The sequence below is a fragment of the Wenyingzhuangia fucanilytica genome (assembly GCF_001697185.1).
GTDB classification, from domain to species: domain Bacteria; phylum Bacteroidota; class Bacteroidia; order Flavobacteriales; family Flavobacteriaceae; genus Wenyingzhuangia; species Wenyingzhuangia fucanilytica.
The window spans coordinates 215,212-228,118 of sequence record NZ_CP014224.1; the positions used below are offsets into that span (position 1 = coordinate 215,212).

Genomic DNA, 12,907 nt, shown 5'->3' on the forward strand with positions numbered 1-12,907 from the left:
TCACAACATGCCTATATCTAAGAATCAAATCAAATTGATAACGAGTTTGCAACAAAAAAAGTACCGAATTAAGGAGGGACTTTTTGTTGCAGAGGGAATAAAAGTAGTGAATGAGTTTTTGAATTCGGATATTGAATTACAGATGTTGTTTTGTACTGATGAAGCGAGTGCTGAATATGAGCAATATCATTGTCAATTGGTTTCGGAACAGGAGCTAAAAAAAGTCAGTGTATTAAAATCTCCAAATAAAGTATTAGCTCTTTTTAAAATCCCTGAAGAAATCCAACAGGGGGATAATGGCTTAAAAGTAATATTAGATACTATCAACGATCCTGGGAATTTAGGAACCATTATAAGGTTGTGTGATTGGTTTGGAGTAAAAGAATTGATTTGTAGTAAAGAAACGGTAGATTGTTATAATACTAAAGTCGTACAGTCAACCATGGGCTCTTTAACCAGGGTAGCGGTAACTTATGTTGATTTGATACCTTATATAAAAGAAACAAAACAACCTGTATTTGTCACAGACATGGAGGGTGAAAATGTATATACAGCAACTTTGCCAGAGAACGGAATCATTATTATGGGAAATGAAGCCAATGGGGTGAGTGAGGAGATTAAAAAAATAGTCAAGCAAAAGTTAACCATTCCAAGATTTGGAGAACTACAAGCTACAGAAAGCTTAAATGTAGCAACGGCAACCGCAATTTTGTTGAATGAATTTAGAAGAGCTATTGGAAAGTTAAAGTAAGAAAAATACCTCTGGTTCTTAATTCGCTTAAGCTATTTTTAGCAGTGCTTCCCAATCCAATAAATTCGTTTTGAAAACCATAAACGCCTCTAATTGAAGGAGAAAATTTAAAGTAAGGAAAGTAAAAACTAGCACCTATTCCTAGTTCTCCCATAAGAGTATGTTGCTTTAACTCAAAATCTCTTGGGTTTGCACCGTTGTCATTATTGTTTTTATTTGCAGTAAAATTATAGTTATAAGAAGCTCCTCCTATAATAAATCCTCTAACATTATTAAGCCTTCTTGTGCTGAGTTTGATGTTTAAAGGAAAATGAAAATAAGTAGCAGGAACTTCGGTTTTTTCACCGTCAAAAGTTAAAGAATTACTACTACTAATAATACCCGGCTCTGTTAAAAAACTCAAAAAATCAGAGACTTTTAAATCAGCCAAAACCCCAAGGTGAAATCCAGCGCCATTGCTTAAAACAGCATCAGTAGCTTCTAGGGCGTATCCTTTGGTGTGTAGTCCTAAATAAAACCCATAACGAATAGGTTTGTTGTCAAAACTTTGTAGTTGTGATATTTTTTCAGATTGTCCGTAAATGATAGAACTAAGGCAAAAGAATAAGAATACAACTAACTGCTTCATGCTATTTTGTGGCTTTATAAATTGTAGATACTCCAAAAGTAACTGGAATATCTATAACGTTTTTAAAGTTGTTTTCTTTTAAGATGTTATTAAATTTTTCTCCGTAAGGAAAAGAATTAGCAGATTCAGATAAATAAGAATATGCTGTTTTGTCTTTAGAAAACAAACCACCAATCAAGGGTAAAAGTACCTTGCTGTGAAATTGATATCCTTGTTTAAAAGGGAATTTTGTTGGAACAGAAGTTTCTAACACCACAAAAGTTCCTCCAGGTTTTAAAACCCTATTTATTTCTTGTAATCCTTTATTTAAATCCTCAAAATTACGAACCCCATAAGAAACAGTAATAGCATCAAAGAAATTGTCTTCATAAGGAATGTTCTCAGAATCTCCTAAAACCATATCAATGTTAGAGGTTAATCCTAATGCTTTAATTTTTTCTTTTCCAACTTCTAGCATTCCAGAAGAAATGTCTAATCCTGTAATTTTAGCATGAGGCATTTGTTGACTGTGCATAATAGCCAAATCTCCGGTACCTGTAGCAATGTCTAAAATGTTCTTAGGGCTAGATTCTTTTACAAGCGCAACAACTTTTTTACGCCACTTGATATCAATTCCAAAAGTCATGATCCTGTTTAAGCCATCATAATTTCCAGAAATATTGTTAAACATATCAGCGACTTGAGTCTTTTTAGTAGCGTCTGAATCCTTGTAAGGTTTGATGATTTTTGACATAGTAAAGGTTATCCGTTAACAGCAATCACATTGTTTACTTTGTTTGGTAGCATTTGTTTAAGCATGGTTTCAATACCATTTTTTAAAGTAATGGTAGAAGATGGACATCCACTACAAGCTCCTTGAAGAATAACATACACATCTTGTGTTGCTTCATCATAAGATTGAAAAACAATGTTTCCTCCATCATTAGCAACGGCAGGTTTAACATATTCTTCTAAAATATTAGCAATCTCTAAAGGAACTCCTTCTAAATCCTGAATTGGAGTAGTAGGGATTTCTACTTTTGGCTTTTCAATACTGCTGTCAATAATGGTTTTTCCAGATTGGATATAGTCCTTTAAAAAACTTCTTAATTGGCTGTTGATTTCTCCCCACTCAATCAATTCGTTTTTGGTAATAGATACGTAGTTTTCAGAAATATAAACTTCTTTAACAAAAGGGAATTCAAATAAAACTTGAGCTAATGGTGAGTTTTGGGTTTCTTCTGCAGATTTGTATTCATGATCATCAGGTGTCAACATTTTGTTGCAACCAAACTTCATTACCATAGGGTTAGGAGTACTTTCGGCATAAACCTCTATAGCAACTTTTCTTGTTTCTGCTTTATCAGTAACAACGGTATTACCATCGTTTAGGTAAATTTCAATCAACTCTCTTATATCATTTTGAATATCACTCCATTCAACAATATCATATTTTTCTATAGCGATAAAATTAGCACTAATAAATACTTTGCTAACAAATGGAAGTTTGAATAATTGTTGAGAAATAGGTGATTCCTTTGCCTCATCTATATTGTTAAATTGATAGCTTCCTCCTTTTGTAACTTGTTCAGTACTAACAAATTTTACAATAGATGGATTGTTAGTTCCTTCTATGCTAATGCGATGTGTATTCATAACTCAAAAAAATTTGTACAAAAGTAGTTTATTTAAATTTAATTGACCCTTAATTTCTTAGGAGGATATCATCACTTTAGCGGATTTTTTTGTTTAAAAAGAATAAGTATAGGTGGCTACAATTCTAGAGTTTTTATTTTGAACCCCTGCTGCTTGTATGTATTGAAACTGTTGATTGATATCATTAAAATCATACTCATTATTTTGCATAGTTTTTCTGTAAGCAATGTCTAGTCGTGAAGCTCCAAAACGAATTCCAGCTCCTAAAGAACCACTGTACAAATCTCCTAGTTTTAAAATATCAGTATCTCTAGGGTCTAAGTTTGATTTATAAGGGCTTTGTTGATATCCAAAACCTCCTCTTAAACTTAAATTTTGTAAACGGAATTCTCCCCCAATATTTACATTGTGAGTGTTTTGTAAAACATCGGTAAAGTATTGATTGTCACTTCTAAAATCACCATTTCCGTCTAGGTTTAAAGATTTATATGTTTTGTAGGTATAATCTGCATTGATAAATCCATTTTTTCCAATAACCAAAGCTCCACTGGCCGTTAGTTTACCAGGAGTTCTTAATTGATATTCTAAATATGAATTACGGATAGATGGATCTGCGGCATCAATATTTTCAGAAGGAATACTTGCAATAAGTTCTTTAGAGTTGTAGTCTTCAGAAAAGTTATACCATGTTGGAGATTCATAAGCCAATCCTAAACGTACAGATTGAATAGGTTTGTAGATAAATCCAAGGTTAATAGAGAAACCATCGGCATTCTCATTCAAGTTTTCAGTTGCTAAAACATCTAAAGTATTGTTGTTGTCATCAGTACTTAATTCGTTTAAGGTGGTGGATTGAGAATAATCTATATGATGGATATTTAAACTAAATCCGGCGTAAAAATTATGTCCGTATTGTCCTGCCAAAGCCAAATTAATTTTAGAGGCTTTTCCTTCTATATAGTTATAAAAATCTTGACTAACCGCATTGTTGTATTCATTATTGCTGTCCGGATCTTCTGGATGTTTGTTAAAACTAGCAAAACCACTATTTCCAAAAAAAGCATCTCTTGTATGAAAATTGGCTGTTTTTTGATAGTTCACAGCAAAGCTAATTTTAGACCAATCATCTGTTGTTATTGCATCTTTAAAAACAAAAACCGCTCCTACTTGATCTGTATTAAAGGTTGTGGATTGATTATTCATAGTAGAATTAAAATAATCAGTTGTATTCCTAAAATTATATGATCCTAGTGTTAAATTCACTTCATTGTTGTGATATACTGCAATTCCAGCAGGGTTGATGTTGATACTGCTTAAATCTCCTCCAACAGCACCCGTAGCTCCGTTAAGTCCGGTAAATCTAGCGGTTCCTGTGTTTTGATCTTGAGAAAATAATATTCCTAAGTCAGTGTAATTATAGGTCTGTGCCTGTGTTTGATAACCAAAAAAACAAAGCAGGCAAATGTATATGTATTTTTTCATAAGATATATTTTTTAACGCCTCCTGTAGCTGTTGCTATTGCTTCTGTATGATCCGCTAGAGCTACTTCCGCTACTGCTTGGTGAGCTAGAGCTTCGGTTGTAACTAGGAGTGCTAGTTTGTGGAGTACTGGTTCTTCTACTTTGACTTTGGTAGTTGCTCTGAGTACTAGTTCTTCGGTACGATTTATTGGTGTTTGTATTATTGTTGTTATAGTATTTGCTGTTGCTACTATTGCTGTTACTATTCTTGTAGTATCGGCTATTCGTAGAACTGTTTGTTCTGTATGAATTACTGTTGCTTCTATAAGTTTGATTTCTTTTGCTACCTGTAGAATAAATAGGTCTCCACCAATTCCAATGTGGATTTCCAAAACCATAACCGTATCCATACCAATTATTATACGGAGTTATAAATCCGTAATGAGGATAGTTCCACCCCCAGTTAAAAAATGGATCGTAAAAATTAGAGCCCCAATAAAAATTGTTCCATCGGTAGGAGTTCCATCCGTAATTATTCCATCTGTTGTTCATACCCCAGTATGGGTCGTTCCAACCATTATTCCAATAAGGGTCAATATTATTGTCAATATAAATATTCACATTTGGATTTGAATCTATATTGTTGTTTGCTGATGAAGGTTCTCTATATATATCATAGTTAGCATTGGGGTTGATGTTGTTTTGCTGTGTGATGTACGGAGAATTGTTAGGGTCTTCAATTTCAATGCTATTGAGTCCGTTAACTTTGTTCATTTCTTCCGAAAAAACAGTGTTGGGTACATGTACAGGTTCTTCGTAAATACCATCGTAATAGGTGTAGTATTGATTGCTACTACAAGAGGTATAGAAAATAGCAATACAACCTAATAAAAGATATTTTATCCAACCAACATGTAGAACTTTAGAGGTATTCATAATACTTGTGTTTTTATTGTTGAACAATGCAAAAAATAGTAGTTTTGCTCCTTATAGGTCTTAGTGCCTTTATATTACTATAAATTACAATTTTTGTGCCAAAAAAATACATATGGGGTCGAAATTAACAAGTAGGAGTACGGATTACTCAAAATGGTATAACGAGTTGGTTGTTAAGGCTGACTTGGCTGAAAACTCAGCAGTTAGGGGGTGTATGGTCATCAAACCTTATGGTTATGCCATCTGGGAAATGATGCAGAAAGAATTAGATCGAATGTTTAAAGAAACAGGTCACGAAAATGCTTACTTTCCATTGTTTGTCCCTAAAAGTTTATTTGAAGCGGAAGAGAAAAATGCAGAAGGTTTTGCAAAGGAATGTGCTGTAGTAACGCACTATCGTTTAAAAGCAGATCCGGATAATGAAGGAAAACTAATTGTAGATCCTAACGCTAAGTTAGAAGAGGAGTTAGTGGTTCGTCCAACAAGTGAGGCAATTATTTGGAATACTTATAAAGGATGGGTGCAATCTTATAGAGATTTACCTATCAAAATCAATCAATGGGCAAATGTAGTGCGTTGGGAAATGAGAACGAGGTTGTTTTTAAGAACAGCTGAGTTTTTATGGCAAGAAGGACATACTGCTCATGCAACCAGACAAGAGGCTATTGAAGAGTCTGAATTAATGCAACAAGTGTATGCTGATTTTGCTCAGAACTTTATGGCGATGCCAGTAATTAAAGGGGTGAAATCAGAAAGTGAGAGATTTGCTGGTGCAGATGATACTTATACTATTGAAGCATTAATGCAAGATGGAAAAGCATTACAAGCTGGAACCTCGCACTTTTTAGGGCAAAATTTTGCTAAGGCCTTTGATGTAAAGTATACTTCTAAAGAAGGAAAACAAGAACATGTATGGTCAACTTCATGGGGAGTTTCTACTCGTTTGATGGGAGGACTAATCATGACGCATTCCGATGATTTAGGGTTGGTATTACCTCCAAAATTAGCGCCAATACAAGTTGCCATTGTGCCTATCTATAAAACAGAGGAGCAATTACAAGCCATTACTGAAAAGGTTGAGGAAATTGCAGGACAATTAAAGTCAAAAGGAATTTCTGTAAAGTTTGATAATAGAGATACGCACAAGCCAGGTTGGAAGTTTGCAGAGTACGAATTAAAAGGAGTGCCTGTGAGAATTGCAATGGGGGCTAGAGATTTGGAAAATGGTACTTTAGAGATTGCAAGAAGAGATACTTTAGAAAAGCAAAGTGTTCAGCAATCAGAAGCGGTTGAACGCATTGAGCAACTATTACAAGATATTCAAGAGAACTTATGGAATCGTGCATTGCAGTATAGAGATGAGCACATTACGTCTGTAGACAATTTTGAGGAGTTTAAAGAAGTAATAGAAAATAAAGGAGGATTTGTTGCTGCCCATTGGGATGGTACAGAAGAGACAGAAGACAAGATCAAAGAAATCACAAAAGCGACCATTCGTTGTATTCCTTTGGATTTCAAGGAAGAAGAAGGAGTTTGCGTCTTTACAGGAAATCCTTCTAAGAAGAGAGTTTTGTTTGCAAAAGCCTACTAGTAAAAAAAGTTTAAAAATTTTTTAAAAAAACTTTGTGATATTACAAAACGTGTGTATATTTGCAACCGCTAAAGCAAAAAGGCAATAGCTTTTAGACTTTAAGCAATGGTCCGTTCGTCTAGGGGTTAGGACGCATGGTTTTCATCCATGTAACAGGGGTTCGATTCCCCTACGGACTACAATTTTTTTGAATAAGATAACACATAAGTAAGATGGCAAATCATAAGTCAGCATTAAAGAGAATAAGAAGTAACAGCGCTAAGCAGGTAAGAAACAAATACCAGCACAAGACAACTAGAAACGCTGTTAGAGCTTTACGTAACATGACGGATAAGACTGAGGCTGAAGGGCAATTGTCTAAAGTTGTTGGAATGTTACAAAAGTTAGCTAAAAACAATATTATTCACAAGAATAAAGCAGCTAACTTACAGTCTAAATTGACTAAGCACGTAGCTTCTTTATAAGAACAATATAATGGTCCGTTCGTCTAGGGGTTAGGACGCATGGTTTTCATCCATGTAACAGGGGTTCGATTCCCCTACGGACTACTAAAGCCTTACTGAATATCAGTAAGGCTTTTTTGCCGTTTTTGATATTTAGAAAAAAGAGAAGTTAAGGTTCTCTCAAAGTATTAGTATCTCGCGATCAGAAAATACTCCTTTCTCACATCGAAACCCGAATATCGAAACCCGAAAAACGATAACCGAACATCGCAAATCGCAAATCGAATACCGATAACCGAACATCACCAATCGAACACTAGTCATTGAGAAGCCTGTACTGAGCTTGTCGAAGTATATATCAGATCGGTCATCGAGCGAAGTCGAGATGCACTATCTTAAGATGATATCAATATTTCACGAAAACATTAAGATGTTGTTGTCAAAAATATTCCTTTCTTACATCGAAACCCGAAACCCGAATGCCGATAACCGAACATCGCTAATCGATAACCGAGATCCGAACATCGCAAATTATTCCTTAATATTGCTCTATATCAAAATATAGACAGTGAAAAATACTTTTGTAATAGGATTAATGTCTGGAACTTCTCTAGATGGGGTAGATTTGGTGTATGCTGAGTTTAAGGAGGTGAATAATTTTACCATCTTAAAAGCACAAACTATTCCTTATCCACAAGATTGGTTTCTAAAACTTAAAAACATAGCTGATTATCCAAAAGGAGCTAAAGAGTTAGAGGTTTTAGATGTTGAGTTAGGAAAGTATTATGGGGAGCTGTTGTTGACTTTTATTCAACAACATAACATCAAACAAATAGATTTGATTGCTTCTCATGGCCATACTGTACATCATCAACCTGAATTGGGTTATACTTTGCAAATTGGATCTGGAGAAGAAATATTTAAGAAGACCAAAATAAAAACGGTTCATGATTTTAGAGAGCAAGATGTTTTATTGGGAGGACAAGGAGCGCCGCTAGTTCCTATAGGAGATCAATTGTTGTTTTCGGAATATGATTATTGTCTAAACCTGGGAGGGTTTTCAAATGTGTCTTATCAAGAAGATGGACAGAGAAAAGCTTTTGATATTTGTCCTGTGAATACTGTATTGAATTTTTATGCGAATCAATTGGGTTTTGATTATGACCAAAACGGAGAGTTGTCTAAAAAAGGAATCTTAAACAAGGAATTGTTGGTTGAGTTAAATCAATTAACGTTTTATCTGTCTACAGCTCCAAAATCTTTAGGGGTGGAGTTTTTAAAGCAGGAGGTTTATCCATTGTTGAATAAATATAGTATCCCTCAAATAGATATCATGAGAACTTTTGTAGAGCATATAGCTTATCAGTTAACAGTTAAGTTAGCAAAAGGAACTGTGCTAGTTACTGGAGGTGGAGCTTACCATGCTTTTTTAATTCGTCGTATGAAGGAACTTAATCCAAATTTAACATTAATTATTCCTTCAAAAGAAATTGTTGATTATAAAGAAGCTTTGGTGTTTGGACTTTTAGGTTTGCTAAAGTTAAAAGGTCAGGTAAATTGTTTGTCAAGTGTTACGGGGGCTAGCAAAGACCATGCTTCGGGAACGGTTGTTTTTTAATGATGATTGTTAATGAGATGGGTAGTATTCTTAACAATTTTAATCGATTTTGTTTGATTCATTAAAAATAACATAGGCTATTGTTTTAAAGAGTCTTAAAATGTTATTTTAGCAATCAAATTTTTAAAATATAAAATAAAATGAAATATTTTCTAGGGTCTAGTCCTAAGTGGTTCAAACTTATCATGATATTTTTCTTATTGATAAATATTCCAATCTCAATATTTGCTCCTCACGTTGGTGCGTGGTTATTTATTGGAGAGTTTATCTTTACGTTAGCAATGGCTTTAAAATGTTATCCACTTCAATCAGGTGGTTTGTTGGCTATTGAAATTATCATTTTGGGCTTAACATCGCCAGAAAAAGCTTATCACGAAGTAGATCAAAATTTAGAAGTATTGCTTTTGTTGGTTTTTATGGTAGCGGGAATCTACTTTATGAAACCATTATTGATGTATATCTTTAGTAAGATTTTTACCAAGATAAAATCAAAAATAGTACTGTCTTTATTGTTTGTATTCTTATCAGCAATCTTATCTGCTTTCTTAGATGCTTTAACTGTAACTGCGGTGTTGATTAGTGTAGCAGTTGGTTTTTATGGTATTTATCACAAAATTCACTCAAATGGAGGAGATTATAATGCTGATGGTGTTTTAGATACTAAAGAGTTAAGTGGTGAAACATTAGAGCAGTTTAGAAGTTTCTTAAGAAGTTTAATCATGCATGGAGTTGTAGGTACAGCTTTAGGTGGGGTTTGTACTTTGGTAGGAGAGCCTCAAAACTTATTGATTGGTGAAAGAATGGGATGGGATTTCATTGAGTTCTTTGTAAGAATGTCGCCTATTACAATGCCTGTTTTGGTTTGTGGTTTATTAACAACCATATTTTTAGAGGTAACAGGTCTTTTTGGTTTTGGAGCAAAATTACCTAAAATAGCAGATCAAATTATCCAAGGATATACCAATGAACAAGATCAAAAAAGAAGTGCAAAAGAAAAGTATGGATTAAAAATTCAAGGTCTTGCAGCAATCTTATTAATAGCAGGTTTGGCATTGCATTTGGCTCCAGTAGGATTTATTGGTTTGGCTTTAATTATCTTTCAAACAGCTTTCATGGGAATTACCGAAGAGCACCAACTGGGACATGCTTTTGAAGAGGCATTACCTTTTACAGGTTTGTTAGTAGTTTTCTTTGTAGTAGTAGCAATGATTCATGATCAACATTTGTTTTCGCCAATTATCCATTGGGCATTAGATCAAAGTCCAGAATCACAACCAGGTTTGTTTTATGTAGCAAATGGTGTTTTATCAGCGATTAGTGATAATGTATTCGTAGCAACGGTGTACATTGGTGAGGTTCAAGAAGCGTTTAAATCAGGCGCAATTGATAGAGAACATTTTGAACATTTAGCGATTGCAATTAACACTGGAACAAATTTACCAAGTGTGGCAACACCAAACGGACAGGCAGCATTTTTATTCTTATTAACATCTGCATTGGCTCCGTTAATCAACCTATCTTATGGAACAATGGTGAAAATGGCTTTGCCTTATACAATTGTTTTAGGTGGAGTAGGATACTTAATGGTGAGAATTATTTTATAATAAAACTTACAAAATATATCAAAAAGGAATCTTAGCAATAAGGTTCCTTTTTTTGTTTATGGAGATGCAATAATAAATTGTATTTTCGTTACATAAATTAAGTATTTATAATTATGATTCAGAATCAAGAAGAAGTGTTGCCAGTAGTAGAGGCTAGTCAAGAAAAAACCTTATCAATCTTCCAGTTAATCATGGATGGTGGTTTAGGAGGACAAATTATTATGGGGATTTTATTTATCCTATTAGTAATGGCTGTGTACATATATATAGAAAGATTTTTAGCCATCAAAGCAGCCAATAAAGTGGATAAAAACTTTATGAATCAGATAAAAGAGCAAATTAGCGCGGGGAATATTGATGCGGCTAAAATGTTATGTGCTAAGGTGGATTTACCAGTAGCAAATTTGATTGAAAAAGGAGTGTCTAGAATTGGAAAGCCTTTGGAGGATATCAATACAGCGATTGAAAATGCTGGAAAGTTAGAGATTTATAAGTTAGAGAAAAACGTAAGTGTTTTGGCAACCATTTCTGGTGCAGCACCAATGATTGGTTTTTTAGGAACAGTAATTGGAATGATTGTTTCTATTCACGAAATAGCCAATGCAGGTGGGCAAATAGATATTAAAATGTTGTCTGATGGTTTGTACACGGCAATGACAACAACGGTAGGAGGATTAATAGTTGGGATTATTTCTTATATAGCCTATAACCATATAGTAGCTAAAACAGATAAAGTAGTATATAAAATGGAAGCTACTTCTGTAGAGTTTTTAGATTTATTAAACGAACCAGTATAAATTTCCCAAATCCCGATATCCGATATCCGATATCCGATATCCGATAACCGAACAACGAATATCGAACCCCGAACATCGCTAACCGAAACCCGAACATCGAAGTAGAGTCGAGATTGGTCATCGAGCAGCCTGTACAGAGCTTGTCGAAGTAGAGTCGAGATGCAAGAACCATAAAATAAAACTGAATAATGAACATCAGAAGTAGAAATAAAGTAAGCGCAGATTTTAACATGTCGTCAATGACGGACATTGTTTTCTTGTTGTTAATTTTCTTTATGTTAGCCTCCACTTTAGTAACGGTAAATGCTATTGATGTATTATTGCCAAAAGCAGGTGGGAAAACAGAAAATAAAGGAATTGTATCTGTTTCAATCACAAAAGATGGTGATTACTATATTGATGCGGATAAAGTAGAATTCAATCAATTAGAAAATTCGTTATTGACAAAAATGTCATCAACAAAAGAAGGTTCTTTAGTCATTAGAGGTGATCACGAATCTGCTTATAAAAACATTATGCAAGTCATTGATATTGCAAACAGAAATAAAATCAAAATGATTTTAGCAGTAAAAGGTCAATAAATAGATGATGTTTAAAACCACATATCAAAAACAATCAGCCATTTTAACCGCTATCTTAATGGTATTGGTGGTGTTTATCATGTTCTTTTGTGGGTTGAGATATTTAGATCCTCCAGAGGAATATGGAGTGGCTATTAATTTTGGTACTTCAGATGTAGGTTCAGGAGCGCCAAAGTTGAATGAAAGCATTCAGTCTAACCCTACTCCAAGTCAGGCAGAGCCTGTTACCAAAAGTGTTGAAAATAACGTTACAGAAGAAAAAGTCATCACTCAAGAAAATGCGGAAGCGCCAGTAATCAAGCCAAAAGAAAAAAAAACTGAGCAGCCTGTAAAAACAGTTGAAAAAAAGGTAGAGGAGAAAAAAGTAGAAAAACCTGTAGAAAAAAAAGCACCAACGCCTACCAAAGAAACTCAGAATGTATTGAATAGTTTGTTTGGAAACCCATCAAAAGGAGAAGTGGTAGAAGGAGAGGGAGATGATACTGCTCAAGGGGTAAAAGGAAGTACTTCGGGAGATCCAAATAGTGATAAATATTATGGAAATAAAGGTTTAGATGGAGATGGGGATTATTTATTAGGTGGGAGAGAAGCTATGTCTAAACCGAAAATAACCCCCAATTGTAATGAAGAGGGAATCGTTGTGGTTAAAGTAACGGTTAACAATGACGGAAAAGTAATCAGTGCAGTCCCTGGAGAAAAAGGAACCACTAATAGCAGTCCATGTTTGTTTGAACCAGCAAAAAAAGCAGCTTTGGCAACCACTTGGAATGCAGATGGCAATGCTCCAAGTAAACAAGTAGGTTATATATATTATTACTTTAAGCCAAAATAAGTAACTTCCGAAGTAGGTAATAGAGTTACA

13 protein-coding genes and 2 tRNA genes are annotated in these 12,907 nt (G+C 34.3%); 10 read left to right on the plus strand and 5 right to left on the minus strand.

Translation table 11 applies throughout. The annotated features are described in order from the left end of the window. Positions 1-7 precede the first annotated feature (7 nt). Complete coding sequence (locus AXE80_RS00925; RefSeq protein ID WP_068824047.1) at positions 8-751, plus strand: TrmH family RNA methyltransferase; 744 nt, start codon at positions 8-10, stop codon at positions 749-751. Here AXE80_RS00925 and porT read toward each other — a convergent pair. From porT to AXE80_RS14315, 5 genes are all read right to left on the minus strand, one after another. Continuing rightward, positions 732-1,379, minus strand: a complete 648-nt coding sequence (gene porT / locus AXE80_RS00930) for a type IX secretion/gliding motility protein PorT/SprT (protein ID WP_068824048.1) — start codon at positions 1,377-1,379, stop codon at positions 732-734. The two genes, AXE80_RS00925 and porT, sit on opposite strands and share 20 nt — an antisense overlap. A gap of 1 nt (position 1,380) precedes the next feature. Next, a complete protein-coding gene (gene ubiE / locus AXE80_RS00935) occupies positions 1,381-2,112 on the minus strand; it encodes a bifunctional demethylmenaquinone methyltransferase/2-methoxy-6-polyprenyl-1,4-benzoquinol methylase UbiE (protein WP_068824049.1) in 732 nt (243 codons plus the stop codon). Positions 2,113-2,120: 8 nt separating this feature from the next. Continuing rightward, positions 2,121-3,014, minus strand: coding sequence for a NifU family protein (locus AXE80_RS00940; RefSeq protein ID WP_068824050.1), 894 nt, complete (start codon positions 3,012-3,014; stop codon positions 2,121-2,123). 93 nt (positions 3,015-3,107) lie between these two features. After that, positions 3,108-4,496: an OmpP1/FadL family transporter gene (locus AXE80_RS00945; protein ID WP_068824051.1), complete on the minus strand. Its 1,389-nt coding sequence runs from the start codon at positions 4,494-4,496 to the stop codon at positions 3,108-3,110. 12 nt (positions 4,497-4,508) lie between these two features. Beyond that, positions 4,509-5,411, minus strand: coding sequence for a hypothetical protein (locus AXE80_RS14315; protein ID WP_157359314.1), 903 nt, complete (start codon positions 5,409-5,411; stop codon positions 4,509-4,511). Positions 5,412-5,523: 112 nt separating this feature from the next. Here AXE80_RS14315 and proS point away from each other — a divergent pair, with 112 nt between their 5' ends. From proS to AXE80_RS00995, 9 genes are all read left to right on the plus strand, one after another. Continuing rightward, on the plus strand, positions 5,524-7,002 hold the full coding sequence (gene proS / locus AXE80_RS00955; protein ID WP_068824053.1) for a proline--tRNA ligase: 1,479 nt from the start codon (positions 5,524-5,526) through the stop codon (positions 7,000-7,002). A gap of 107 nt (positions 7,003-7,109) precedes the next feature. Next, positions 7,110-7,181: transfer RNA gene (locus AXE80_RS00960), tRNA-Glu, on the plus strand. A gap of 33 nt (positions 7,182-7,214) precedes the next feature. Further along, positions 7,215-7,466, plus strand: coding sequence for a 30S ribosomal protein S20 (gene rpsT / locus AXE80_RS00965; RefSeq protein ID WP_068824054.1), 252 nt, complete (start codon positions 7,215-7,217; stop codon positions 7,464-7,466). Positions 7,467-7,478: 12 nt separating this feature from the next. Beyond that, positions 7,479-7,550: transfer RNA gene (locus AXE80_RS00970), tRNA-Glu, on the plus strand. Positions 7,551-8,013: 463 nt separating this feature from the next. Continuing rightward, positions 8,014-9,063 (plus strand): anhydro-N-acetylmuramic acid kinase, encoded by a 1,050-nt coding sequence (locus tag AXE80_RS00975; protein ID WP_237340619.1) that lies wholly within the window; start codon positions 8,014-8,016, stop codon positions 9,061-9,063. A 140-nt stretch (positions 9,064-9,203) separates the two neighbouring features. Beyond that, the gene (nhaB, locus tag AXE80_RS00980) at positions 9,204-10,667 is read left to right on the plus strand and encodes a sodium/proton antiporter NhaB (RefSeq protein WP_068824056.1); all 1,464 of its coding nucleotides are present in this window, start codon (positions 9,204-9,206) and stop codon (positions 10,665-10,667) included. Between the two features lie 113 nt (positions 10,668-10,780). Beyond that, positions 10,781-11,464, plus strand: a complete 684-nt coding sequence (locus AXE80_RS00985; protein ID WP_068824057.1) for a MotA/TolQ/ExbB proton channel family protein — start codon at positions 10,781-10,783, stop codon at positions 11,462-11,464. A 188-nt stretch (positions 11,465-11,652) separates the two neighbouring features. Further along, positions 11,653-12,045, plus strand: a complete 393-nt coding sequence (locus AXE80_RS00990; protein ID WP_068824058.1) for an ExbD/TolR family protein — start codon at positions 11,653-11,655, stop codon at positions 12,043-12,045. Positions 12,046-12,049: 4 nt separating this feature from the next. Next, positions 12,050-12,877 carry an energy transducer TonB gene (locus AXE80_RS00995; RefSeq protein WP_068824059.1) on the plus strand — a complete coding sequence of 276 codons (828 nt, stop codon included), beginning with the start codon at positions 12,050-12,052 and terminating at the stop codon, positions 12,875-12,877. Positions 12,878-12,907: the final 30 nt, after the last annotated feature.

Excerpts from the sequence above, each read along its gene's own strand:
- AXE80_RS00945 (WP_068824051.1), bottom strand. The coding sequence starts at position 4,496 with ATGAAAAAATACATATACATTTGCCTGCTTTGTTTTTTTGGTTATCAA.
- rpsT (WP_068824054.1), top strand. The coding sequence starts at position 7,215 with ATGGCAAATCATAAGTCAGCATTAAAGAGAATAAGAAGTAACAGCGCT.
- proS (WP_068824053.1), top strand. The coding sequence starts at position 5,524 with ATGGGGTCGAAATTAACAAGTAGGAGTACGGATTACTCAAAATGGTAT.
- AXE80_RS00925 (WP_068824047.1), top strand. The coding sequence starts at position 8 with ATGCCTATATCTAAGAATCAAATCAAATTGATAACGAGTTTGCAACAA.
- AXE80_RS14315 (WP_157359314.1), bottom strand. The coding sequence starts at position 5,411 with ATGAATACCTCTAAAGTTCTACATGTTGGTTGGATAAAATATCTTTTA.
- nhaB (WP_068824056.1), top strand. The coding sequence starts at position 9,204 with ATGAAATATTTTCTAGGGTCTAGTCCTAAGTGGTTCAAACTTATCATG.
- AXE80_RS00995 (WP_068824059.1), top strand. The coding sequence starts at position 12,050 with ATGATGTTTAAAACCACATATCAAAAACAATCAGCCATTTTAACCGCT.
- AXE80_RS00985 (WP_068824057.1), top strand. The coding sequence starts at position 10,781 with ATGATTCAGAATCAAGAAGAAGTGTTGCCAGTAGTAGAGGCTAGTCAA.
- porT (WP_068824048.1), bottom strand. The coding sequence starts at position 1,379 with ATGAAGCAGTTAGTTGTATTCTTATTCTTTTGCCTTAGTTCTATCATT.
- ubiE (WP_068824049.1), bottom strand. The coding sequence starts at position 2,112 with ATGTCAAAAATCATCAAACCTTACAAGGATTCAGACGCTACTAAAAAG.
- AXE80_RS00990 (WP_068824058.1), top strand. The coding sequence starts at position 11,653 with ATGAACATCAGAAGTAGAAATAAAGTAAGCGCAGATTTTAACATGTCG.
- AXE80_RS00940 (WP_068824050.1), bottom strand. The coding sequence starts at position 3,014 with ATGAATACACATCGCATTAGCATAGAAGGAACTAACAATCCATCTATT.